This window comes from Bradyrhizobium sp. JYMT SZCCT0428 (assembly GCF_018131075.1).
Taxonomy (GTDB): domain Bacteria; phylum Pseudomonadota; class Alphaproteobacteria; order Rhizobiales; family Xanthobacteraceae; genus Bradyrhizobium.
This window is the reverse complement of sequence record NZ_JAFCLS010000007.1, coordinates 95,905-117,386: the sequence shown is the minus strand read 5'-3', so window position 1 is coordinate 117,386 and position 21,482 is coordinate 95,905. Positions and strand designations below refer to the sequence as shown.

22 protein-coding genes, 1 other RNA gene and 1 pseudogene are annotated in these 21,482 nt (G+C 63.9%); 17 read left to right on the top strand and 7 right to left on the bottom strand.

Going from position 1 to position 21,482, the window contains the following annotated elements:
• Nucleotides 1-59 precede the first annotated feature (59 nt).
• The 3 genes from JQ575_RS09440 to tkt form a co-directional block, all read right to left on the bottom strand.
• Nucleotides 60-1,256 (bottom strand): phosphoglycerate kinase, encoded by a 1,197-nt coding sequence (locus tag JQ575_RS09440; RefSeq protein WP_212032940.1) that lies wholly within the window; start codon nucleotides 1,254-1,256, stop codon nucleotides 60-62.
• A gap of 179 nt (nucleotides 1,257-1,435) precedes the next feature.
• Nucleotides 1,436-2,443, bottom strand: a complete 1,008-nt coding sequence (gene gap, locus JQ575_RS09435; protein ID WP_212032939.1) for a type I glyceraldehyde-3-phosphate dehydrogenase — start codon at nucleotides 2,441-2,443, stop codon at nucleotides 1,436-1,438.
• Nucleotides 2,444-2,882: 439 nt separating this feature from the next.
• Nucleotides 2,883-4,865: a transketolase gene (gene tkt / locus JQ575_RS09430; protein ID WP_212032938.1), complete on the bottom strand. Its 1,983-nt coding sequence runs from the start codon at nucleotides 4,863-4,865 to the stop codon at nucleotides 2,883-2,885.
• A 350-nt stretch (nucleotides 4,866-5,215) separates the two neighbouring features.
• Here tkt and JQ575_RS09425 point away from each other — a divergent pair, with 350 nt between their 5' ends.
• From JQ575_RS09425 to JQ575_RS09400, 6 genes are all read left to right on the top strand, one after another.
• A complete protein-coding gene (locus JQ575_RS09425; RefSeq protein WP_192736870.1) occupies nucleotides 5,216-5,536 on the top strand; it encodes a DUF4164 domain-containing protein in 321 nt (106 codons plus the stop codon).
• A complete protein-coding gene (locus tag JQ575_RS09420; RefSeq protein ID WP_212032937.1) occupies nucleotides 5,533-5,916 on the top strand; it encodes a cell division protein ZapA in 384 nt (127 codons plus the stop codon). The genes JQ575_RS09425 and JQ575_RS09420 overlap by 4 nt, the downstream gene beginning before the upstream one ends.
• A gap of 104 nt (nucleotides 5,917-6,020) precedes the next feature.
• Nucleotides 6,021-6,181: non-coding RNA, 6S RNA (gene ssrS, locus JQ575_RS09415), on the top strand.
• Nucleotides 6,182-6,297: 116 nt separating this feature from the next.
• On the top strand, nucleotides 6,298-6,873 hold the full coding sequence (locus JQ575_RS09410; RefSeq protein ID WP_212032936.1) for a 5-formyltetrahydrofolate cyclo-ligase: 576 nt from the start codon (nucleotides 6,298-6,300) through the stop codon (nucleotides 6,871-6,873).
• 3 nt (nucleotides 6,874-6,876) lie between these two features.
• Nucleotides 6,877-7,704 carry a TIGR00282 family metallophosphoesterase gene (locus tag JQ575_RS09405; protein ID WP_192736867.1) on the top strand — a complete coding sequence of 276 codons (828 nt, stop codon included), beginning with the start codon at nucleotides 6,877-6,879 and terminating at the stop codon, nucleotides 7,702-7,704.
• Nucleotides 7,705-7,725: 21 nt separating this feature from the next.
• Entirely contained in the window at nucleotides 7,726-8,367 is a 642-nt protein-coding gene (locus JQ575_RS09400) for a hypothetical protein (protein WP_212032935.1), read from the top strand.
• A gap of 50 nt (nucleotides 8,368-8,417) precedes the next feature.
• Here the strand turns inward: JQ575_RS09400 and ppk2 are convergent, their stop codons facing one another.
• The 3 genes and pseudogenes from ppk2 to JQ575_RS09385 all read right to left on the bottom strand — a co-directional run bounded on the left by ppk2 (nucleotide 8,418) and on the right by JQ575_RS09385 (nucleotide 12,792).
• A complete protein-coding gene (gene ppk2, locus JQ575_RS09395; protein WP_212032934.1) occupies nucleotides 8,418-9,338 on the bottom strand; it encodes a polyphosphate kinase 2 in 921 nt (306 codons plus the stop codon).
• 117 nt (nucleotides 9,339-9,455) lie between these two features.
• A pseudogene (locus JQ575_RS09390) lies at nucleotides 9,456-10,879 on the bottom strand (methyl-accepting chemotaxis protein).
• Between the two features lie 155 nt (nucleotides 10,880-11,034).
• Nucleotides 11,035-12,792 (bottom strand): methyl-accepting chemotaxis protein, encoded by a 1,758-nt coding sequence (locus JQ575_RS09385; RefSeq protein ID WP_212032933.1) that lies wholly within the window; start codon nucleotides 12,790-12,792, stop codon nucleotides 11,035-11,037.
• A gap of 202 nt (nucleotides 12,793-12,994) precedes the next feature.
• Here JQ575_RS09385 and JQ575_RS09380 point away from each other — a divergent pair, with 202 nt between their 5' ends.
• The 11 genes from JQ575_RS09380 (at nucleotide 12,995) to JQ575_RS09330 (ending at nucleotide 20,640) form a co-directional block, all read left to right on the top strand.
• Nucleotides 12,995-13,741 (top strand): YebC/PmpR family DNA-binding transcriptional regulator, encoded by a 747-nt coding sequence (locus JQ575_RS09380; protein ID WP_212032932.1) that lies wholly within the window; start codon nucleotides 12,995-12,997, stop codon nucleotides 13,739-13,741.
• A gap of 216 nt (nucleotides 13,742-13,957) precedes the next feature.
• Nucleotides 13,958-14,485, top strand: a complete 528-nt coding sequence (gene ruvC / locus JQ575_RS09375) for a crossover junction endodeoxyribonuclease RuvC (protein ID WP_212032931.1) — start codon at nucleotides 13,958-13,960, stop codon at nucleotides 14,483-14,485.
• Complete coding sequence (gene ruvA, locus JQ575_RS09370; protein ID WP_212032930.1) at nucleotides 14,482-15,099, top strand: Holliday junction branch migration protein RuvA; 618 nt, start codon at nucleotides 14,482-14,484, stop codon at nucleotides 15,097-15,099. Before ruvC ends, ruvA begins: the two co-directional genes overlap by 4 nt.
• A gap of 25 nt (nucleotides 15,100-15,124) precedes the next feature.
• Nucleotides 15,125-15,442 carry an NIPSNAP family protein gene (locus JQ575_RS09365; protein ID WP_212032929.1) on the top strand — a complete coding sequence of 106 codons (318 nt, stop codon included), beginning with the start codon at nucleotides 15,125-15,127 and terminating at the stop codon, nucleotides 15,440-15,442.
• Complete coding sequence (locus tag JQ575_RS09360; RefSeq protein ID WP_249166540.1) at nucleotides 15,439-15,984, top strand: hypothetical protein; 546 nt, start codon at nucleotides 15,439-15,441, stop codon at nucleotides 15,982-15,984. Before JQ575_RS09365 ends, JQ575_RS09360 begins: the two co-directional genes overlap by 4 nt.
• Entirely contained in the window at nucleotides 15,981-17,030 is a 1,050-nt protein-coding gene (gene ruvB / locus JQ575_RS09355) for a Holliday junction branch migration DNA helicase RuvB (protein ID WP_212032928.1), read from the top strand. The genes JQ575_RS09360 and ruvB overlap by 4 nt, the downstream gene beginning before the upstream one ends.
• 104 nt (nucleotides 17,031-17,134) lie before the next feature.
• Nucleotides 17,135-18,001, top strand: coding sequence for a DUF6869 domain-containing protein (locus tag JQ575_RS09350; protein ID WP_212032927.1), 867 nt, complete (start codon nucleotides 17,135-17,137; stop codon nucleotides 17,999-18,001).
• A 91-nt stretch (nucleotides 18,002-18,092) separates the two neighbouring features.
• Complete coding sequence (locus tag JQ575_RS09345) at nucleotides 18,093-19,004, top strand: metallophosphoesterase (protein ID WP_212032926.1); 912 nt, start codon at nucleotides 18,093-18,095, stop codon at nucleotides 19,002-19,004.
• A gap of 78 nt (nucleotides 19,005-19,082) precedes the next feature.
• Nucleotides 19,083-19,532 carry a tol-pal system-associated acyl-CoA thioesterase gene (gene ybgC, locus JQ575_RS09340; RefSeq protein ID WP_212032925.1) on the top strand — a complete coding sequence of 150 codons (450 nt, stop codon included), beginning with the start codon at nucleotides 19,083-19,085 and terminating at the stop codon, nucleotides 19,530-19,532.
• Nucleotides 19,533-19,604: 72 nt separating this feature from the next.
• The gene (locus JQ575_RS09335) at nucleotides 19,605-20,072 is read left to right on the top strand and encodes a nuclear transport factor 2 family protein (RefSeq protein ID WP_212032924.1); all 468 of its coding nucleotides are present in this window, start codon (nucleotides 19,605-19,607) and stop codon (nucleotides 20,070-20,072) included.
• 7 nt (nucleotides 20,073-20,079) lie between these two features.
• Nucleotides 20,080-20,640, top strand: coding sequence for a TetR/AcrR family transcriptional regulator (locus tag JQ575_RS09330; protein ID WP_212032923.1), 561 nt, complete (start codon nucleotides 20,080-20,082; stop codon nucleotides 20,638-20,640).
• Between the two features lie 174 nt (nucleotides 20,641-20,814).
• Here JQ575_RS09330 and JQ575_RS09325 read toward each other — a convergent pair whose 3' ends face one another.
• Nucleotides 20,815-21,459, bottom strand: a complete 645-nt coding sequence (locus JQ575_RS09325) for a glutathione S-transferase family protein (RefSeq protein ID WP_212032922.1) — start codon at nucleotides 21,457-21,459, stop codon at nucleotides 20,815-20,817.
• Nucleotides 21,460-21,482 lie beyond the last annotated feature (23 nt).

The following is a 21,482-nucleotide window of genomic DNA, read 5'->3' as shown; positions in this document are numbered from 1 at the left end:
CCGAATTCTCCTTGTATTTACAGCGCCCTAAGCGCTCAATCTGCTGTTGGTTTGACGTATTAGCGAACTTTTAGAACTTCGACACCGGGCAGGGGTTTCCCCTCCATCCATTCAAGAAACGCGCCGCCCGCGGTCGAAACATAGGAAAAATCGCCGGCCACGCCGGCCTGGTTCAGGGCCGCGACGGTGTCGCCGCCGCCCGCGACCGAGATCAGCTTCTTGGCCTTGGTGCGCTCGGCGGCGTGCCTGGCCGACACCATGGTGCCGCGGTCGAACGGCGACATCTCGAAGGCGCCGAGCGGGCCGTTCCAGACCAGCGTCGCGGCGTCGTCGATCGCGGCGTGGATCCGCGCAATCGATTGCGGACCGACGTCGAGGATCATGCCGTCGGCCGGAATGGCGTCGAGGCCATAGGCATGCGAGGGCGAATTGGCGGCGAAATGATAGGCGACCACCGCATCGACGGGCAGGATGATGGCGCAGTTGGCGGCCTCGGCCTTTTCCATGATCCGCAGCGCGGTCGCCGCCAGATCCTTTTCCGCCAGCGATTTGCCGACGCCGACGCCCTGCGCGTGCAGGAAGGTGTTGGCCATGCCGCCGCCGATGACGAGCGCGTCGACCTTGCTGACGAGGTTTTCCAGCAAGTCGATCTTGGTCGAGACCTTGGCGCCGCCGATGATCGCGATCACGGGCTTGGTCGGCGCTTCCAGCGCCTTGCCCAGCGCGTCGAGTTCGGCCTGCATGGTGCGGCCGGCATAGGCCGGCAGTTTGTGGCCGAGGCCCTCGGTCGAGGCGTGGGCGCGGTGTGCGGCGGAGAACGCGTCGTTGACCCAGATGTCGCCGAGTTTTGCCAACTCGCCGACAAACGCCGGATCGTTCTTCTCTTCTTCTTTGTGGAAGCGGGTGTTTTCCAGGCAGAGGATGTTGCCATCCTTCATCGCGGCAACCGCGTTTGCAGCGGCCTCCCCAATGCAATCATCCGCAAAACCGACCGGCTTCTTGATGACCTGCGAAAGCGCGGCGGCGACAGGCTTGAGCGACTCCTTGGCGTCGCGTCCCTTCGGCCTGCCGAAATGCGCCAGCAGGATGACCTTGCCGCCCTTTCCGGAAATCTCGGTGATGGTGGGGGCGATGCGCTCGAGCCGGGTGGCGTCGGTGACGCGGCCATTGTCGGTGGGGACGTTGAGGTCGACGCGCAGCAGCACGCGTTTGCCCTTCACGTCGACGTCATCGAGGGTGCGGAATGATTTTGTCATTGGGGTGGTCTCTCGTCCCGGGGGGCTGCGCAGCGCGTTCAGGATCGCGCTTCGCGCGACTCCGACGTTGTGCTGCAGAACCGGGACCCATGGTTGGGCTGGTCGCGGTGCAAATGGGTCCCGGCTCTGCGGAGCAGCGTGAAGACACGCTGCTCCGCGTCCGGAACACGAGACTTAGCTTACAGCAGCTTCCCCATCGCCACGGCGGTGTCGCCCATGCGGTTGGAGAAACCCCATTCATTGTCGTACCAGGACATCACCCGCACCAGCGTGCCGTTCTGCACCTTGGTCTGGTCGACATGGAAGGTGGACGAGTGCGGATCGTGGTTGAAGTCGATCGAGACGTTGGGCGCGGTGGTATAGCCCAAAATGCCCTTCAGCTCCTGCTCGGACGCGCGCTTCATCGCCGCGTTGATTTCCTTCACGTCGGTGGCGCGCTTGGCGACGATCTTGAGGTCGACCACCGAGACGTTCGGGGTCGGCACGCGGATCGCGACGCCGTCGAGCTTGCCCTGAAGCTCGGGCAGCACCAGGCCGATCGCCTTGGCCGCACCGGTAGAGGTCGGGATCATCGACATCGCTGCAGCACGGCCGCGATAGAGGTCGCTGTGCAGGGTGTCGAGCGTCGGCTGGTCGCCGGTATAGGCGTGGATCGTGGTCATGAAGCCGGTTTCGATGCCGACGGTGTCGTTCAACACCTTGGCGATCGGGGCCAGGCAGTTCGTGGTGCAGGAACCGTTGGAGACCACGAGATGGTCGCGGGTCAGCTTGTCGTGATTGACGCCGTAGACGATCGTGGCATCGGCGCCATCCGAGGGCGCGGAAACCAGCACGCGCTTGGCGCCGGCGGTCAGGTGCGCAGTGGCCTTGGCCTTGGCGCTGAAGATGCCGGTGCATTCCATCGCGATGTCGACGCCGAGTTCCTTCCACGGCAGCTTCGAGGGATCGCGCTCGGAGGAAACCTTGATCTTGCCGTTGCCGAGGTTGATCGAGTCGCCGTCGACGGTCACGGTGCCGGGGAAACGGCCATGCACGGAATCGAAACGCAGCAGATGGGCGTTGGTCTCGACCGGGCCGAGATCGTTGATCCCTACGACTTCGATATCCTTGCGGCCGGATTCCGCAATCGCCCGCAAGATGTTGCGGCCGATGCGGCCAAATCCGTTGATCGCGACCCGGATTGCCATGCTCGTTTCTCCTTTAATAGCTGGTGTCACCCCCGTGGAATGGTTCCACGGGGGTGCTTACGGCGGATCGCCCGGTTCGGCCGGGCGAGAACGGTCAAGATGAGCTTTTAGGTAGACCTTTTTGCCAACAAGCTCAACCGTCAGCAGCGCGCCGCCGAGTTGAAGTTCCTGCAATGGTTGCGCAGAGCACGGTCAGGAAACTTCGACAAGCGGCACACCAAAGTTAACTGTCGTCTACTGCCCTTTTGTGTCCGAAGTTCGCAGGGCCGCAAATGGCGCGCGAACTTCGGAAACGGGCACCGGAGCGTTTTCGAGCGAAGTGGATACCGGTTCGCATAGCAATCAAGTTTACGCAGATTGCGTAGACTTATCTGCGGTAGAAAACGCGTCAAAACAAGAATCTGGAGCCCCGTTCCAATTCCATCGGAACGGGAAGGCTCTAGAGGCGCTTCAGGGCAGCGTTAACCGCCGCCTCGGCGGTAATGCCGAAGTGCTTGTAAAGGTCCTTGGCGGGCGCGCTGGCGCCGAAGCCGTGCATGCCTATGAATTCACCATCCTGACCGATCACGGCGTCCCAGCCCCAGCGCACCGCGGCCTCGATCGCGATCTTGACCGGCGCGTTGCCGATAACGGCCTTCTGGCGGTCCGCCGGCTGCGCCAGCAGCAATTCGAGCGAGGGCACCGAAACCACCCGCGACGCGATGCCGCGTTCGGCCAACTGCTTCTGGGCGGCGACCGCGATCTCGACCTCGGATCCGGAGGCGAACAATGACACTTTTGCGTCACCCTGCGCGGCGACCAATTCATAGGCGCCGTGGCTGCAGGGATTGTCGTTCGGGGCGGTGGTGCGCAATTGCGGCAGGTTCTGGCGGGTCAGCGCCAGCACCGTCGGGCCGTCGATGCGGTTGAGCGCGAGCTCCCAGCATTCGGCGACCTCGACGGCGTCGCAGGGCCGGAACACGCGCATGTTGGGAATCGCCCGCAGCGCCGCCAGATGCTCGACCGGCTGATGCGTCGGACCGTCTTCGCCGAGCCCGATCGAATCATGGGTCATGACATAGACGACGCCCGCGCCCATCAGCGCCGCGAGCCGCATCGCAGGGCGCGCGTAGTCGGTGAACACCAGGAAGGTGGCGCCATTGGGCGCAAAACCGCCATGCAGGAAGACGCCGTTCATGGCCGCGGCCATGCCGTGCTCGCGGATGCCGTAATGGATGAAGCGGCCCTTCGGCGTCTTGGCGGAAAACGCCACAGCCGATTTCGCCTTGTTGTTGTTGGAGCCGGTCAGGTCGGCCGAGCCGGCCAGGAATTCCATCGGCATCGCGCCGGCGATCGCCTCAATCGCCGATTCCGAGGATTTCCGGGTCGCGACGTTCTGCGGCGTTTCGAGCAGCTTCTTCTTGTGGTCGCGCAGCGCCTTGGCGAGCGAGGCCGGGCGCTCATGGCGCAGCCGGCGCTCGAATTCGGCGCGCTTGCGCGGACCCAGTTCGCCAAACACGCCCTCCCATTCCTGGCGCGCAGCGGCGCCGCGGCTGCCGGCGGCGCGCCACGCCTTCAGGACATCGTCGGGCACCGAGAACGGCTCGAGCGAGATGCCGAGCTTTTCCTTGGCGCCCTTCAGTTCTTCGGCGCCGAGCGCCTCGCCATGGGCTTTTGCAGTGCCGGCGCGGGTCGGCGCGCCGAAGCCGATGGTGGTCTTGCAGGCGATCAGCGACGGCTTGTTGGACTTCTGGGCGCGGGTGATGGCGGCTGCGATTGCCTTCGGATCGTGGCCGTCGATCAGTTCGGCAGCCCAGCCGGCCGACTTGAAGCGCTTCACCTGGTCGACGGAATCGGCGATCGAGGTCGGGCCGTCGATCGAAATGCCGTTGTCGTCATACAGCACGATCAGCTTGTTGAGCTTCCAGTGCCCGGCCATCGCGATCGCTTCCTGCGACACGCCTTCCATCAGGTCGCCGTCGGAGGCGAGCACATAGGTGTGATGGCCGACCACCTTCTTGCCGAACTCTGCGGCAAGCATCTTCTCTGCCAGCGCCATGCCGACCGAGGTCGCGATGCCCTGGCCGAGCGGACCCGTCGTGGTCTCGATGCCCTTGGTGTGGAAGTTCTCGGGGTGGCCCGGCGTCAGCGATCCCAATGCGCGGAAATTCTTGATCTGGTCGAGCGTCATGTCCTTGTTGCCGGTCAGGTACAGCAACGCATACAGCAGCATCGAGCCGTGCCCGGCCGAGAGGACAAAACGGTCGCGGTCCGGCCATTTTGGCTCGGCGGCATCGAATTTCAGGAACTGGGTGAACAGCACGGTCGCGATGTCGGCGGCGCCCATCGGCAGGCCGGGATGGCCGGATTTCGCCTTCTCGACGGCATCCATGGCAAGGCCACGGATCGCATTGGCCATACGGGAGTGATCGACCTGCGTCATGATGAAAATCCGCTTGAAATTGAGGAGGTTGATGTCCGCCCGCCGGCGAACTGCAGTGATGGGGCTGCCCTTCGGCAGCAGGGTTAAGGGCTGGATAGCACCTCAATTCCCGGAGTCCAAGGCTCAGGAAACGCACTTCCGGTGCGAAAGGTTGCTTATCCGTATGATCCGGAAGAGCGGGTACCGGGTTTCCACGGGACCGAAGCGAAGCTCGCCCGATCTACCGGTGCATAGCTTCGCGCGGGCGTTGCGCTGTCCTCGCTTGCCACGTAAATTTAGCGGCCTAACCGCTTGCCCAACCGCAGATTTTGCTGTGCGGCCGGCTTAACCGAAGGTGCGCGCTGTCTCTCATGAGCGATCGTCCCGCCAACGGGGCCGGCAACCCCGAGCTCGCCTTTGCCGACATCGACGCTGCAACAAGGCGGCTGATGGCGGCGCTGGATGCGCTGGAAGCTGCGGCCGAGCGGCGGCGCGATGCCGACCGTGACGAGAATGAACTTGCGAGCCGGATCCAGGCACTCGGCGCCGACCGCTCGCGCCTCGCCGACGAACTCGACGGCTCGCTGGTGAAGACCCGGCGGCTGGAGCGCACCAACCGCGAGATATCGGAAAAACTCGACGCCGCGATAGGCACCATCCGCGCCGTGCTGGACGCCGGAGAAAGCTCATGAGCCACATCAACGTCACCATCAACGGCCGGCAGTACCGCATGGCCTGCGAGGAAGGGCAGGAGGTGCGTCTGCTCAAGCTCGCCGAGAGCCTCGAAGCACGCGTCGAATCGCTGCGCGGCAAGTTCGGCGAGATCGGTGATGCGCGGCTTACCGTGATGGCGGCGCTGACCGTGTGCGACGAATTGCTCGACGCCAACCATCGTATCCGTGCGCTCGAGGAAGAACTCGACGCCTTGCGCAATGTGCGCGTCGCCGCCATCGATCGCGCCCGAACGACGCAGACCGCGGTCGCCAACGCGCTCAATGCCGCAGCCGACCGCATCGAAAAGACCACGCAGATGCTGAACCGCACCATCGGCGGCGGCGTCGCGATCGGGTGATGGTTTTTCTTACCCCCCTGGAGGGGGAGGGTGAAGACGCGCTCCCGCTTGTGTATTGCGCGTTAGCGCTGGCGGATTGGACCTTTAACGCCTACATTGCGTGGGCGAAGCTGCGTTGCGCGTCAGGAGCCATATATCCCCGGGGCCTTATCGATCCTTCAGGGAACTGTCCCTGGCCGGGTCCGTGGATCCGGTCATATGGTGCCCACCTACTTTCGTAGGGAACTCCGGGATCGAGCGCTTCAACGGCCTCTGCGGCTTCGCACTTTGTTTCGGTTGATTTTTGCGTCGAGCTTTTACTCTACCGGCTTCACCACCTAGGCCCTGCAACTTTCGCTTCGTCCGTCTTCGCGGGCGATGTTCGGCGGAACAGAACGCTGCATGACGGCAAGTGCTTCGAAAGCAGACCTTCGCGCTGCCGCTTTGGCAAAGCGCGATGCATTGAGCGACGAGCAGCGCGCGGCTGCCGCGCAAGCCCTCGCCAAGCGCGGCCTGCCGTTTGAGATCACGCCGGGCATGGTCGTGTCGGGTTATTCGCCGATCCGCAACGAGATCGACCCGGCACCCTTGATGCGCAAGCTCGCGGAAGCAGGCGCGAAGCTGGCGCTGCCGGCGGTGATGGCGCGTGGCAAGTCGCTTGCCTTCCGTGCGTGGTCCGGGAACGATCGGCTGATGCTCGGGCCACTCGGCATTCCCGAGCCATCGCCGGCCGCCGCCGAGCTCATTCCCGACATCATGCTGGTGCCGCTGGCGGCGTTCGACGCCGAGGGGCACCGGATCGGCTATGGCGCCGGACATTACGATTTCACGCTGGAGCATTTGCGCAAGGCGAAAACCATTATCGCCGTCGGCACTGCGTTTGCCGTGCAGCAAATAAAGGCGGTTCCGGCGCAGCCGCACGACGTGGCGCTGGATTTTGTGGTAACGGAAAAGAAAGTGTTCGATTTCCGGAGCTGAATTTTGCGCATCCTCTTCATCGGTGACGTCGTCGGCAAGACCGGCCGCACCGCTATTTCCGAGCATCTCCCCGGCATGGTCAGAGACTGGTCGCTCGATCTCGTCATCGTCAACGGCGAGAATGCGGCCGGCGGCTTCGGGATCACCGAGGCGATCTATCAGGATTTCCTCGACGCCGGCGCGGATGCGGTCACGCTGGGCAACCACGCCTGGAATCAGAAGGAGGCGCTGGTGTTCATCGAGCGCGCGCCGCGCCTGATCCGCCCCTTGAACTTTCCGCGCCATACGCCGGGCCGCGGCGCCGCACTGATCGACACCAAGAACGGCAAGCGCGCGCTGGTCATCAACGCCATGGGCCGCGTCTTCATGGAGCCGCTCAACGATCCCTTCAACGCGGTCGGCAAGGAACTCGACGCCTGTCCGCTGCGCGAAGCCGCCGACGCCATCGTGGTCGATTTCCATGGCGAGGCGACCAGCGAAAAACAGGGCATGGGATTTTTCTGCGACGGCCGCGCCAGCCTCGTGGTCGGCACCCATACCCATGTGCCCACTGCCGATCATCAGGTGCTGCCCGGCGGTACCGCCTATATGAGCGACGCCGGCATGACCGGCGATTACGATTCGATCATCGGCATGCAGAAGGAAGAGCCGCTGCATCGCTTCGTCACCGGCATTCCCTCGGGCCGGTTCGAACCGGCGTTCGGTGTGGCGACACTAAGCGGCGTCGCGGTCGAAACCGACGATGCCACCGGGCTGGCGCTGCGAATCGCGCCGGTGCGGGCGGGCGGCAGGCTGGAGCCGGCGGTGCCGGGATTTTGGACCGGCCACTGAACGGGGTTACGAGAAGGTGTGATGCAAAGGTTTCTGGTCGTCCTGCTGGCGTTGCTGCTGTCGCAGTCGGCGTCTGCGCAAGAACTCACCCAGCGCCCGGTATCGCAGAACCCGGTATCGCCCGAAGACATGACCGGGCGGCTGGAGAAGTCCGCGATCAACACGGCGAAGGTCGCGCCGAAGGGCGCGGCAAGAGGATCCTCGGTGGATTTCTCCTGGGCTTCCAGTGCGGAAGAATACCGCGCGCTCGCCAAGCATGTGCTCGTGCTCGTCAGCGTGGTGACGCAGGATGCTGCCGAACTGCCGCTGCGCCGGGTCTATGTGAACATCGACGGCCGCGAGACCGAACTGGTCAGGTTGAGCAGCCAGCTCAGCGGCGTCCGGAAAGGCTCGAAGGCCTATTCGATGCTCGGGCCCTATCGTGAGGACGGCTTCTACCTCGCGCCTGCCGGCAGCATGATGGCGGACGGCTATTTGCAGGCCGATTTCGCCGTGCGGCGGAACGGCTTCAATCTCTACAAATTGCCGGGGACGCCACCGGATTTTATCAAGGCGGACAGCAATCCGGTGCCCGGGCCCGACGCCAAGCCGGAAACGCCGGTGCTCAAGGCGATGCTGCTGCGCGAGTACAAGGGCTTCGAATTGCCGGCAGGCCTGCGCTAGATTCCGGGCCAACGGTCCGGACGCGGGTCTGCCAGACAAGTGGTACGCGCTCAGTAGCGCGCCGGCACGTACATCTCCGGCGGCACCGGGCCGCGCTGGTAATCCGGATTGCGCACGCGCGCTGGCAGGATGACGGGGGCCTGCGGGACCTCGCTGTAGGGAATCTGTTCAAGCAGATGGGCGATGCAGTTCAGCCGCGCCCTCTTCTTGTCGACGGCCTCGACCAGGTGCCACGGCGCTTCCGGAATATGGGTGCGCTCCAGCATTGCTTCCTTGGCCTTGGTGTATTGCTCCCAGCGGCTGCGCGCCTCCACGTCCATTGGGCTCAGCTTCCACTGCTTCAAGGGGTCGCGGATCCGCATGGTGAAACGCAGATGCTGCACCTCGTCGGTGATCGAGAACCAGTATTTGATCAGGATGATGCCGGAACGCACCAGCATGCGTTCGAATTCCGGCACCGAGCGGAAGAACTCCTCGACGTCGCCTTCGCTGCAAAATCCCATCACCCGCTCGACGCCGGCGCGGTTGTACCAGCTCCGGTCGAACAGCACGATCTCGCCGCCGGCCGGCAGATGCGAGACGTAGCGCTGGAAATACCATTGCGTGCGTTCGCGCTCGTTCGGCGCCGGCAGCGCGGCGACCCGGCAGACCCGCGGATTGAGCCGCTGCGTGATGCGCTTGATGACGCCGCCCTTGCCGGCTGAATCGCGTCCCTCGAAGATGACAACCACTTTCAGCTTCTGGTGCTGCACCCAGCTCTGCAGTTTGACGAGTTCACCCTGCAGGCGGAACAGTTCCTTGAAATAAAGGTGACGGTCGACGGTTTTCTCTGATGTATCGCCCTCGAATTCGGTGGTCAGCGTGTCGAGGAGGTCGTCGTCGATTTCCAGTTCCAGTTCCTCGTCGAAACTGTCCATCATTTCCGCGTGGATGCGGTCATGGATCGAGCCATTGACTGGTTTTTCGGTCATCAGATTACTCCGCCCAGGGAAGCGCAAAAGGAAATGCACGGCATCACCGTTAGTTTCAAATGGGCATGTCAGGGGTGTGACAGCCCACGCCGGGCAGGGCGTTTTGACGTCTGTCGTTCAGGACTGCCTAAAGCCCATGCGGAAAGCGCCCCAATGGCGGCCGCGCACGTGGATGGGCGAGGAGAGGTCTTTCATCAGCACGAAATTGCCGCCGCCCATGTCGCGGCGGTAGGTCTGCAGCAGGAACGGCTTTGTGTTACAGCCACCTTCTTCACCGCGCGATCGCTGAACAGCCGGCGGTTGCGGCAATTGGCGTTGTTCCAGACCGGGTCGGGCCCCTGCGGCAGGCGGTAGTTCGGATTGTGGGTCGGCAGGTAGCCGCTCTTGGCCCAGGCGACGCAGAACACGATGCGCGGATCGCTCTTCTGGATCGGATCCTGGATGGCAGGCAGGACGCGGTCGGTGAAGGCGACATAGTCGGTCAGATATTGCTTCGGATCAGTGCCTGCGATTTCGCGGTATTTCTCGTCCATCAACTGCTCGACGGTGATCTCGCCGCGCGCGACGGCGGCCTCAAACGCGTCGGAAATCTGCTTTGCGGTATCGATCACCACGCGGATCAACGGCGCATCCGCCGTCTCGACGCCGCTGTCGGCAATCAGCACGATCAGGCCTTCCGACAGTTCGAGCAGCTTCGCCACCCGTCCGTCGGCCTGCTTCAGCTCGCTGGAAGACAGATCGACGCCTTGGGCAAGCTGGCCGAGTTCCTCGATCACGCGGTCGCAATGGCCGAGATTGGACGTCGCGGCCCTGGCGACGCCGTCGATCTCATAGCCTACGGACGCGATGCCCTGGTGCACGCGCGCGATGATGCCGCTGATCTGCTGTGCGCCTTCACTAGCGCTCTTGGCGCGGAGCGAGGCGTCGCTGCTCTCGCCGATCAGGCTGCCGATCTGGCCGTCGAGATCGCGCATGGTATCGGAAATCTGCTGCGTGGCCTGGCGCGTTCCTTCCGCGAGACTCTTCACTTCGTTCGCGACCACGGCAAAGCCGCGGCCGGCGGTTCCGGCGCGCGCCGCCTCGATCGTGGCATTGAGCGCCAGAAGGTTGGTCTGCTTCGCAATCGCCTCGATCGAGCCGGAAACTTTTGCAACCTGCGACAGCGCCGAGCCGACGGCGCTGAGCCGGGCCTCGATGCGGCCGACCGCGTCGACGAGTTCGGCGATGTGCTTGACGGCCGTATCCACCGCGCTGCGCGACTGGACGATCTCACCGACGGCTGCGGACGTGGTCGATTGCACCGCCTGCGATGCATTGGCGATGTCGCGGTTGGCCGCGACCATCGTCTGGGCCGTCTTCTGCAAGTGGTGGAACCGGTCCGACTGGTTCGCGACGCGGCTTGCGACCTCCTGGACGTTGCCGGCGATATCGGCAAGCTCCACGCCGAGCCCGCCGATGCGGTCGGCAAGCTGGTCAATCAGTCGTTCGGCAAGTGTCTGGTTGGATTGAGTGTCCAGGACCGCACGCTGCACAAAGGACATGCTCGAGCTTTCTCCAGTCAGAGCCGGTGATCGGCTCACCGCGGCGAGCGCATTCCAACTTCAAGTCTAGAACGCGATTCGCGCCTTGGAGTCTTGCCTGAGAGCGAACTAGAGCGTTTTCCAGCGAAGCATGCCCGTCGGAAACCCAATGGCGCTTAGAGCCGGTAGGCCGTGCGGAAACCGCCCCAGTGCCGGCCCTTGACGCGGATCGGCACGTCGATCTCGCGCATCATCACGGTGTTGCCGTTGCCCATGTCGCGGGCGTAGCTCTGCACCAGATAGGCGCGCTGGTTGCGGCCGGCGGCAAGGCCCGCGGGATCGTTGAAGATGCGGCGGTTGCGGCTGTTGGCGGTGTTCCAGGTGACGTCGCCGGGCCGCTGCGGGTGTGAATAGATCTTGTTGTGAACCGGCAGATAGCCGTTGGTGTCGATGACAGCGCAGAACGCCATCCGCTTGTCCCTGGCGAGGAAAGCTTCCTGGAACGGCGGCAGCGCGCGGTCCGCCCAGTCCAGGATCTTGGTGCGGTACTGCACCGGGTTGCTGCCTTGGATTTCGACATAGTTGGTGTCGAACATGTCTTCCATCGAGATCGCGCCGCTGGCGACGCCCTGCTCGAAAATCCTGGTCAGCGCGGCGCCGGCTTCCATGGCGCGGGTGACGAATTCGGTGTTCTCGTCGTGGATCGCCCACAATTTGTCTTCGATCGCCTCGCGCAAAGCGGAATCCGGCCGCTCGAACTGCGCCTGCGCACCGGCCTTGGAACGCTCACTGATGCGAATTTTGCAGGCGCCGATATCCGGCAGCGTGGCGTCGAGGCTTTGGTTTGGCGTCAGCTTTTCGGCGTCCGGGCCACTGATCAGAATGCCGTCGATCGAAATCTCGTAGACCGGCGCCGTGATCAGGCCGCGCGCGGTCTGGATTTCGATTTGGAGGCTGCAAGGCAGCTTTTCCTGTTTGCGCTGGCCCTGACGCTCGCTTTGGCGCAGCAGCACCGCGCAGCGCGATTTGAGCTTCTGCGCAAAGGTCGTGACCGCGCGTCCGGCATTGGCGACGCTTTCGCCATGCGCTTCGGCTTCCTTGGTCGCGACATCGATCTCGGTGGCGCTTTCGCCGACCGAGACGATGAAGCGCGAGGCGGAGGCGGCATTGTCGGACATTTCGCCGGTGGTCTGGCTTTGCTCGGCAACCGCGCCGTTGACGTTGTCGAACACCGGCCGGATCAATTCGATCGCCTGCGAAATCCGATGCACGGCGTCGACCGAGCCGGCGGCGTCGCGCTGCAGCGCTTCGATCTTCCTGGTGATTTCCTCGGTGGCGTTCTGGGTCTGCACCGCGAGCGCCTTCACCTCGGTGGCGACGACGGCAAAGCCGCGTCCGGCTTCGCCGGCACGCGCGGCCTCGATGGTGGAATTGAGCGCCAGCAGCGTGGTCTGCCGCGCGATCTGCGCGATCAGGTTGACGACATTGCCGATCGCCGCGGACGATTCGCGCAACCGGTCGACATTGGCGCTGGCTTCGCGGGCGGCCTCGCTGGCCTGGTCGGCGAGCTTGCCGGCATCGCGGACCTGCTCGCCGATGCCCTGGGCCGAATGGGTGAATTTGTCGGCGGCCTGCGAGAAGGTGGTCGCGGTAGACTGGGCTGCGGTGGTGCGGCCGGTCAGGGCATCGGTGCGGTGGCGGATGGTGGTCAGCGTCGCCGCGGTCGCCTCGGCGCCGCCGGCGACCGAATGGGCCGCGCGCTCGAGCTGGCGGATCATGCCGCCGAGTTCGAGTTCCAGCAGTTCAAGGATTTCCTTGGCCGAATCGCCTTCAGGCGCGGTCGCGTCGGTCGCAGCCACAACCGCCGGAACCTTAAGCTCGACGGCAGCCGCGGTCGCTTCCGGCACGCGCTTTCGAAACAAACCGAACGCCATGAGGGCTCTTATAAGTTGAGAATGTGCGGCGCATCCTCTCATCCGGGCATGAAGTCATGGTTAACAACTGCCTGATATTCCGGCATACGGGGCACTACTTAAGTACCAAAACGGCCGTGAATCTTTGATTTTGGCCGGTTGTCGGCCTATAAGGCCGCGTTTTCATCCAAATCCGCTCACGAACGAATCCAAGAGACCCCGCATGGCCGGCCATTCCCAATTCAAGAACATCATGCACCGCAAGGGGCGGCAGGATGCCCAGAAGTCGAAACTGTTCGGCAAGCTGGCGCGGGAAATCACGGTCGCGGCCAAGATGGGCCAGCCTGATCCCGCGATGAACGCGCGGTTGCGCGCGGCGATCATTTCCGCCCGCCAGGAGAATATGTCGAAGGATTCGATCGAGCGCGCCGTGAAGAAGGCGAGCGGCGGCGAGGGCGAGAATTACGACGAGATCCGCTACGAGGGCTATGGCCCCGGCGGCGTCGCCGTCATCGTCGAGGCGCTGACCGACAATCGCAACCGCGCGGCCTCCGATATCCGCTCCTACTTCACCAAGTCCGGCGGCAACCTCGGCGAAACCGGATCGGTTTCCTTCATGTTCGATCACACCGGCATCATCGAATACGACGCCAAGGTGGCCTCCGATGATGCGATGCTGGATGCCGCGATCGAAGCCGGCGCCGACGACGTGATCTCGAGCGAGAGCGGCCACGAAATCTATGCCTCCAAGGAAACCTTTCGCGAGGTCGCCAAGGCGCTGGAAGCGAAATTCGGCGAGGCCCGCAAGGCGGCGCTGACCTGGAAGCCGCAGAACACGGTGCCGGTCGATGACGAGACCGGCGAGAAGCTGCTCAAGCTGATCGACCATTTGAACGAGCACGACGACGTGCAGAACGTCTACGCCAATTTCGAGGTCTCGGACGCGCTGATGGCGAAGATGGGCGGGTGATCTGTCGTCCCTGCGAACGCAGGACCCATACCGTGTGATCCATCAGTCAGGGCACGGCGGCAAAGACCTTTTGCCCAATAAAAGCTGATGGTTATGGGTCCCTGCGTTCGCAGGGACGGTGATGGAGCGGTGAGGGGCTGCCGGCGTCCACCGCTTTCGCGGGGATGACCGTTCTCTTTATGTTTCGTTCACGGTGCTCTGGCGTTATCACAGGCCATGACATCTCCTCCGATTCGCCAACCCGTCCGGATTATCGGCATCGACCCCGGCCTGCGCCGCACCGGCTGGGGCGTGATCGAGACCGAGGGCAACCGCCTGGTCTTCATCGGCTGCGGCTCGGTTGAGCCGCCGGACGATCAGCCGCTGGCGAGCCGGCTGCTCGCGATCCATGAAGGCCTCGCCGCCGTGCTCGGCGACTACAGCCCAATGGAGGCTGCGGTCGAACAGACCTTTGTCAACAAGGACGGCGTCGCGACGCTGAAACTCGGCCAGGCGCGCGGTGTCGCCATGCTGGCGCCGGCGATGTTCGGCATATCGGTTGCCGAGTACGCGCCCAACCAGGTCAAGAAGACCGTGGTCGGCGCCGGTCATGCCGACAAGAACCAGATCGCTGTCATGCTCAAGATCCTGCTGCCGAAGGCCGAGCCGAAATCCGCCGACGCCGCCGACGCGCTGGCGATCGCGATCACGCACGCCCATCACCGCGCCAGCACGGCGCTGCGAATGAGGGTGGCGGGCCTATGATCGGCAAACTCAAGGGCCTGATAGACTCCTACGGCGAGGACTACGTGATCCTCGACGTCGGCGGCGTTGGCTATCAGGTGCACTGTTCGTCGCGCACGCTGCAGGCGCTGCCCGCGCCCGGCGAGGCCGCGGTGCTCTCGATCGAGACTTATGTGCGCGAAGACCAGATCAAGCTGTTCGGTTTTCGCGGCGACATCGAGCGCGAATGGTTTCGTTTGCTGCAGACCGTGCAGGGCGTCGGCGCCAAGGTGGCGCTGGCGGTGCTCTCGACGCTGCCGCCGGCTGAACTCGCCAATGCCATCGCGCTGCGCGACAAGGCGGCGGTGACGCGCACGCCCGGCGTCGGGCCGAAAGTCGCCGAACGCATCGTCACCGAATTGAAGGACAAGGCGCCGGCATTCGCCAGCGTCGATCCAGCGCTGGTGCATCTTTCCGGCGCCATCGACAATGATCGCGCGCCGCGCCCGGTCACCGACGCCATCTCGGCGCTGGTCAATCTCGGCTACGGCCAGCCGCAGGCCGCGGCCGCCATCGCGTCGGCCTCGCGCAGCGCCGGCGAGAATGCGGAAACGGCGCAGCTGATCCGCTTGGGGCTGAAGGAACTCGCGAAGTGAGCGAACTGCGCTGGAGCATCATAAAATGATTACGTGTTATCTGCGTTACCAGCTCGATCCGGACAAGCTCGCCGACTTCGAGGCTTACGGCGCCATGTGGCTTGAGCTGCTGCCGCGGTTTGGCGGCGTCCATCACGGCTACTTTCTGCCATCCGAAGGCGAGAGCGACGTCGCTTTGGCGATGTTCAGCTTTCCGAGCCTTGCGGCCTACGAACAGTATCGCAAGGACGCCAGCACCGATCCCGACTGCCAGAAGGCCGTCGCCTTTGCAAAGCGGACACGCTGCTTCATCCGTTATGAACGGTCGTTTTTCCGGCCGTTGTTTCCGAAAATGGCCGCATGAACACGCCCTCCCGCAACGTCACGCGCGACTATTCGGCAGGCGCCGTTGCCGGGCGTTTCGCGCGCGCGATCGGCATCGTCCTGATTTTTTCGATTGCAGGACCGCTGACGATTGCGGCGCTGATTTCGCTGATCGTGGTCGGTTTCGGCGCCGCGCTGCTGCAGATGTTTCTCGCGCTTCTCGAACTCGAAGCGCTGCGCACCCTGGTCTCTGTCGCGATCGTGCTGCTCGCACTTGCGACGATGCTCGCGTCGTTCCTGCCATCGGTCGCGGCCGGCCTGATATTCGCATTGGCTGCGGTTTATGGCGGCATCAGCATGATCTGGATGGCGTGGCTCGCCGCGGCCATTGCCGTCGCCGGTTTCGTCGTATTCGGCACCTTCATGGTGCCCTCGGAATCATCGGCCGTGATTTTGCCGGATGTCCGGTCAGCACGACAGGCGTTGACGCTGTCAGCGATCCTCGCTGTGCTGGCGGTCATTCCGGCCAGCCTGTGCTGGTGGCTCGCGAAACCCCTGCATCGTGCTAGAACTGCCGCATGAACACCCCCTCCCGCATCGTCACCCCCGAGCGCCGTTCCGACGATGTCGGCGACACCGCGCTGCGCCCGCAATTGCTGTCCGAATTCGTAGGGCAGGCGCAGGCGCGGAAAAATCTGTCGATCTTCATCGAGGCGGCGCGCAAGCGCGGCGAGGCACTCGATCACGTGCTGTTCGTCGGCCCTCCCGGTCTCGGCAAGACCACGCTGGCGCAGATCGTGGCGCGTGAACTCGGCGTCGGATTTCGCGCGACCTCCGGACCTGTGATCGCCAAGGCCGGCGACCTTGCGGCGCTGCTGACCAATCTCGAAGAGCGCGACGTGCTGTTCATCGACGAAATCCATCGCCTCAGCCCGGCGGTTGAGGAAGTGCTCTATCCCGCGATGGAGGACTTTCAGCTCGATCTCATCATCGGCGAGGGGCCGGCAGCGCGATCCGTAAAAATCGAGCTGGCGAAATTCACCCTCGTCGGCGCCACGACGCGCGCGGGCCTGCTCACCAATCCGCTGCGCGACCGCTTCGGCATTCCGGTGCGGCTGAATTTCTACACCGTGGAAGAGCTGGAGAAGATCGTCACCCGTGGCGCCCGTGTGCTCAACATCGGCATGACGCCTGACGGCGCCAACGAGATCGCGCGCCGCGCCCGCGGCACGCCGCGCATCGCCGGTCGGCTGCTGCGCCGGGTGCGGGATTTTGCGTCCGCCGCGGATGCCAGCTCCGTCGATCGCGCCATCGCCGACCACGCGCTGAGCGCGCTGGAAGTCGATGCCGCCGGCCTCGATGCGATGGACCGGCGATATCTTTCGACCATCGCGCTGAACTATGGCGGCGGTCCGGTCGGCGTGGAAACCATGGCGGCGGCGCTGTCGGAGCCGCGCGATGCGATCGAGGACATCATCGAGCCGTTCCTGATCCAGTGCGGCTATCTGCAGCGCACCCCGCGCGGCCGGCTGTTGACCTCGCACGCCTTCAAGCATCTCGGCCTCGCCGAACCGGCGCGCGATCCGGCGCAGTTCGGCTTGTTCGGCGGCGGCGACAGCGACGACTGACGCGTTCGAACCGGAACGGCCCAATCACGCACTAACAGAGAATATCAACAAGTCGGCGGCGCGCGCATCGCGCGGGACCGGCTGGTTCTTCCGTGGAGTGCCAGATGAAATCGACCGAAGACGCCAAGGTGCTGGCCATTGTCGCGGCGCCGGAACTGGGCACGCCCGACGATTCCGACAACTTCCTCAACGCGATGCCGGTCGACGAGCTGGCCTCATTGTGGGCTGTGCTGCAGCGGCTCAGCAAGCGCGACCAGACCTCCGGCGCCTGGGCGGCCAAGCTCTATTTCGATCATCTGCCGCACCGCAAGCCGGATCGCGCGCTCGATCTTGCGCTTGAAGTGCTGCGCAGTGAATCCGACAAGCCGACCGTGATGCAGCTCAATGAAAAGTTCATGATGTCGCTGATGTATGCCCACGGCGAAAGCGTGATCGACCGGATCGAGGCCGAGGCGAAGGATAATGTCCGGCTGCGCTGGCTGCTCGGCGGCATTCTGCTCGGTCCAAACAAGCCGTTGAAGCAGCGCATCCAGGCGATCGCCGACCTCAAGGGCTGGAAGGCCGACGACGTCGCACGACGGACCCCCAAACAGCCGCTCGATTGTGAAGCCATGACGCTGCCGGAGTTGGCGCGGGCCTGGGTCGAACAGCATTCGAAATCCGACTGCGACCGCGACGACAATTTCTTTGCGATGATGGATTATGAGAGCGAATTGCGTGGTGAGAATCCGGACGGGGCGATTGATCTGATCGTCGCGATCCTCGAGATCGAGACCAATCCGGCGCTGCTTTCGCTGCTCGCCGCCGGTCCGCTCGAGGATGTCATCAGCATGGAAACCATCGACCGCATCGGGCGCGAGGCCCAGGCCAGCGACCGTTTTCGAGATCTTTTGGGCGGCGTCTGGTACTATCGCGCCTCCGACGAATTGAGGGCCCGGCTTGACGCGCTGATCGGAGAGAACAGGTGGTAACCTTAATGCAACTGCTGACGATCTGCACAAACGCACCCCAATTCCGGCCCAATACCCGCCCATGTTTGCGATGCATCACGATTGACCAGCCATGATTTCACGCCGACATTTCTTTCGACTCTTTGGTGGATTGGGCGCCCTCGGCGTCACGACCACGGCCTACGGATTCTCCGAACCCGCGCTGCAGCTTCGCGTTACGCGCTACAACCTTGCGCCGCCGCAATGGCCCACCGATCTCAAGCTCAAGATCGCCGTCATCACCGATCTGCACGCCTGCGATCCCTGGATGTCGCTCGACCGCATCCAGGGGATTGTTGAGCGAACCAACGCCCTGAAGGCCGACGTCATCGTCATGCTCGGCGACTACGTGGCTGGGCACCGCAAGGTGACGCGCTTCATCCCGGCCGATGAATGGGCGCCGGTGCTGGCCAGGCTGAAGGCCCCGCTCGGCGTGCACGCCATTCTCGGCAATCATGATTGGTGGGATGACAAGGAAGTGCAGCGCGAAGGCAAGGGGCACACCTTCGCCCGCCGCGCGCTGGAAGCGTCCGGTATTCCGGTTTACGACAACGACGCCAAGCGCCTCACCAAGGACGGGCGGCCATTCTGGCTGGCTGGCCTTGGCGACCAACTGGCCTATTTCCCGGCACGCCGTTTCAGGCCGGTGCGGCGGGTCGGCGTCGACGATCTCGGCGCCACGCTGGCGAAGGTCACCGATGACGCGCCGATCATCTTGCTGGCGCATGAGCCCGACATCGCCAAACGCGTGCCGTCGCGGGTGTCACTGCAGCTCTCCGGCCATACCCATGGCGGTCAGGTGCGTTTGCTGGGCTGGTCGCCAGTCGCGCCGTCCGGCCAGCGGCTCGCTTATGGCCACATCCGCATGAAGCACGACATCGTCGTCTCCGGCGGCCTCGGCTGCAGCATCATGCCGTTCCGCATCGGCGTTCCCCCGGAGATCGTGCTGGTGACCCTGGGCGGGCAGGGCGCGGTGGTAGCGTAATCCGCCGCAGGCGTTACGCTTGCGCACCACGCGTATTTTGCGCAAAACGATGGCTTTCCAGGCGATCGAGGGCCGCAATTGACTTTACCCCACATCGACGGCGCGGTCCGCGACGGCCGCCATCACATGCAGGTCCGCGTCTATTACGAGGACACGGATTTCTCCGGCATCGTCTATCACGCCAATTATCTGCGCTTCATGGAGCGCGGCCGCACCAATCATCTGCGGCTCATGGGCGCCGATCAGCATGCACTGTTCGAGCAGGCGCAGGCGGAGACGCCGGGCTTTGCCTTCGTGGTCCGCTCGATGGAGATCGACTTCCTGCGCCCGGCGCGGATGGACGATCTGCTCGACGTGGTGACCTGGCCGATCGCGGTGAAGGGCGCCTCGATCACGCTGGCGCAGGAAGTGCGGCGTGGAACGGAAGCTCTGGTCACGGCGAAGGTGCGCGTCGCGTTCATTTGCGAGGGGCGGGCGCAGCCGATCCCGAAATCGCTCCGGCTGCTGCTGAAGGCCGATCTCGATTGATTTTCGTCGAATGCTTGACTCGCTGTACCGATCGGTACAGTCTCCAGCCCTGTTCAAAGCTGGAGATGTCAGATGTCGCGTCCGCCATTGCCGCCGTTCACGCGGGAGACCGCTGCCCAGAAAGCCCGCATGGCGGAGGACGCCTGGAATTCGCGCGATCCGGTCCGCGTCTCGCTGGCCTATACCGAGGACAGCCGCTGGCGTAACCGCGCCGAATTTTTCCAGGGCCGCGAAGCGATCGTCGCTTTCCTCACCCGCAAATGGGCCAAAGAGCACGAGTATCGCCTGATCAAGGATCTCTGGGCGTTCGACGCCAACCGCATCGCGGTGCGCTTCCAGTATGAATGGCATGACGCTGCCGGGCAGTGGCACCGCTCCTACGGCAACGAGCAATGGGAGTTCGACGAGCACGGCCTGATGCGCCGGCGCGAGGCCAGCATCAACGATGTCGCGATTGCCGAGAAAGACCGCCGCTTTCATTGGGCCGCGCCCGGACCGCGTCCGGCGGATGTCGCGGGCTTGAGCGAGAGCCCGTTCTAGCGGAGCCATGGCCAAGACCGTTTCCGAACGCGCCGATCTGTTGCCCCTGCTGGGCGAGGTCTTTCGTAGCCACGGTTACGAGGGCGCGACGCTGGCGTTGATCAGTAAGGCCACCGGCCTTGGCAAGGGCAGCCTCTATCATTTCTTCCCCGACGGCAAAGCGCAGATGGCCGCGGAAGTCCTGGCCGAGATCGACCACTGGTTCGAAGTCAATATCTTCGCAGCCCTGCGCAAGTCCGATGATCCCGCACAGGCGATTGCCGACATGACCGCCGGGGTCGACCGGTATTTCCACTCCGGCCACCGCGTCTGCCTGGTCGGCGTCATTGCGCTCGGGGCGTCGCGGGATATTTTCAGCTCGCAGGTGCAGGATTATTTCAGTCGCTGGAACGATGCGCTGGCGCAGACGCTGCGACGTGCCGGCTTCAGTGCAGGCGTGGCGCGGCGGCGATCCGCGGATGCGCTGCTGACCATTCAGGGCGCGCTGGTGCTGGCGCGCGCGCTCGACGATACCAAAGTGTTCGGGCAGGCGATGGTGGATATGAAGGCGCGTTTGCTGGCGAGATAATGTTGGTGGCGTTCTCTCAACTGCGTCGTCCCGGCCTTGAGCTCAGATGTGCAATTGCACATCGGGGGGCCCATACGCCGCGGCCCATCCATTTAGCCGCGGTGGTCGACGACCGCCTTAAATCACGACCGCCGCGGAGTATGGGCCCCGGCGTTCGCCGGGGCGACAACTGAATTACGCCGCCGCCTTGTGGCGCGCGATCTCGGCCTTGTAGAGATCGAACTCTTCCGCCAGCGCTTTCGCCACGCTCGGCCGCTTCTTCATCCGCTCGAGATAATCCTTCACCGCCGGATATTTCGAAAAGTCGATCATCGGGGTGGCGATGCTCCAGTTCAGCACGGTGGTGAGATAGGCGTCCGCCACGCTGAAATGGTCGAGCACGAATTCACGCCCCTCGAGATATTTGTTGAGGTAGTCGAGGCGCGACAGATACCGCTCCAGCGTATAGGCCTTGACCTCCGCCGGCACGGTCTTGCCGAGCAACGGCGTGAACAGGCCCTTGTGCAGTTCGGTGCCGATGAAGCACAGCCATTGCTGCAGCTTCGAGCGTTCGATGCCGGGCCTGGCGCCGATATTGGAATCGCTCAATCGCTCTGCGACGTGCTGCAGGATCGCGGCGTTCTCGGTCAGCGTCACGCCGTCGTCGGTCCGTACGACCGGCACGAGGCCGAGCGGATTGACCGCGTAGAAATCCGAATCGTCCTTCAACACCCGTTTGGTCTTGGGGTCGACCTCGATGAAGTTGGCCTGGCTGCCGGCCTCATACAGCGCGATCCTGGTTGCCATCGAGCAGGCGAGGGGCGAGAAATAAAGGTCCATGGTCGAATCTCCCTGTGGTTCAC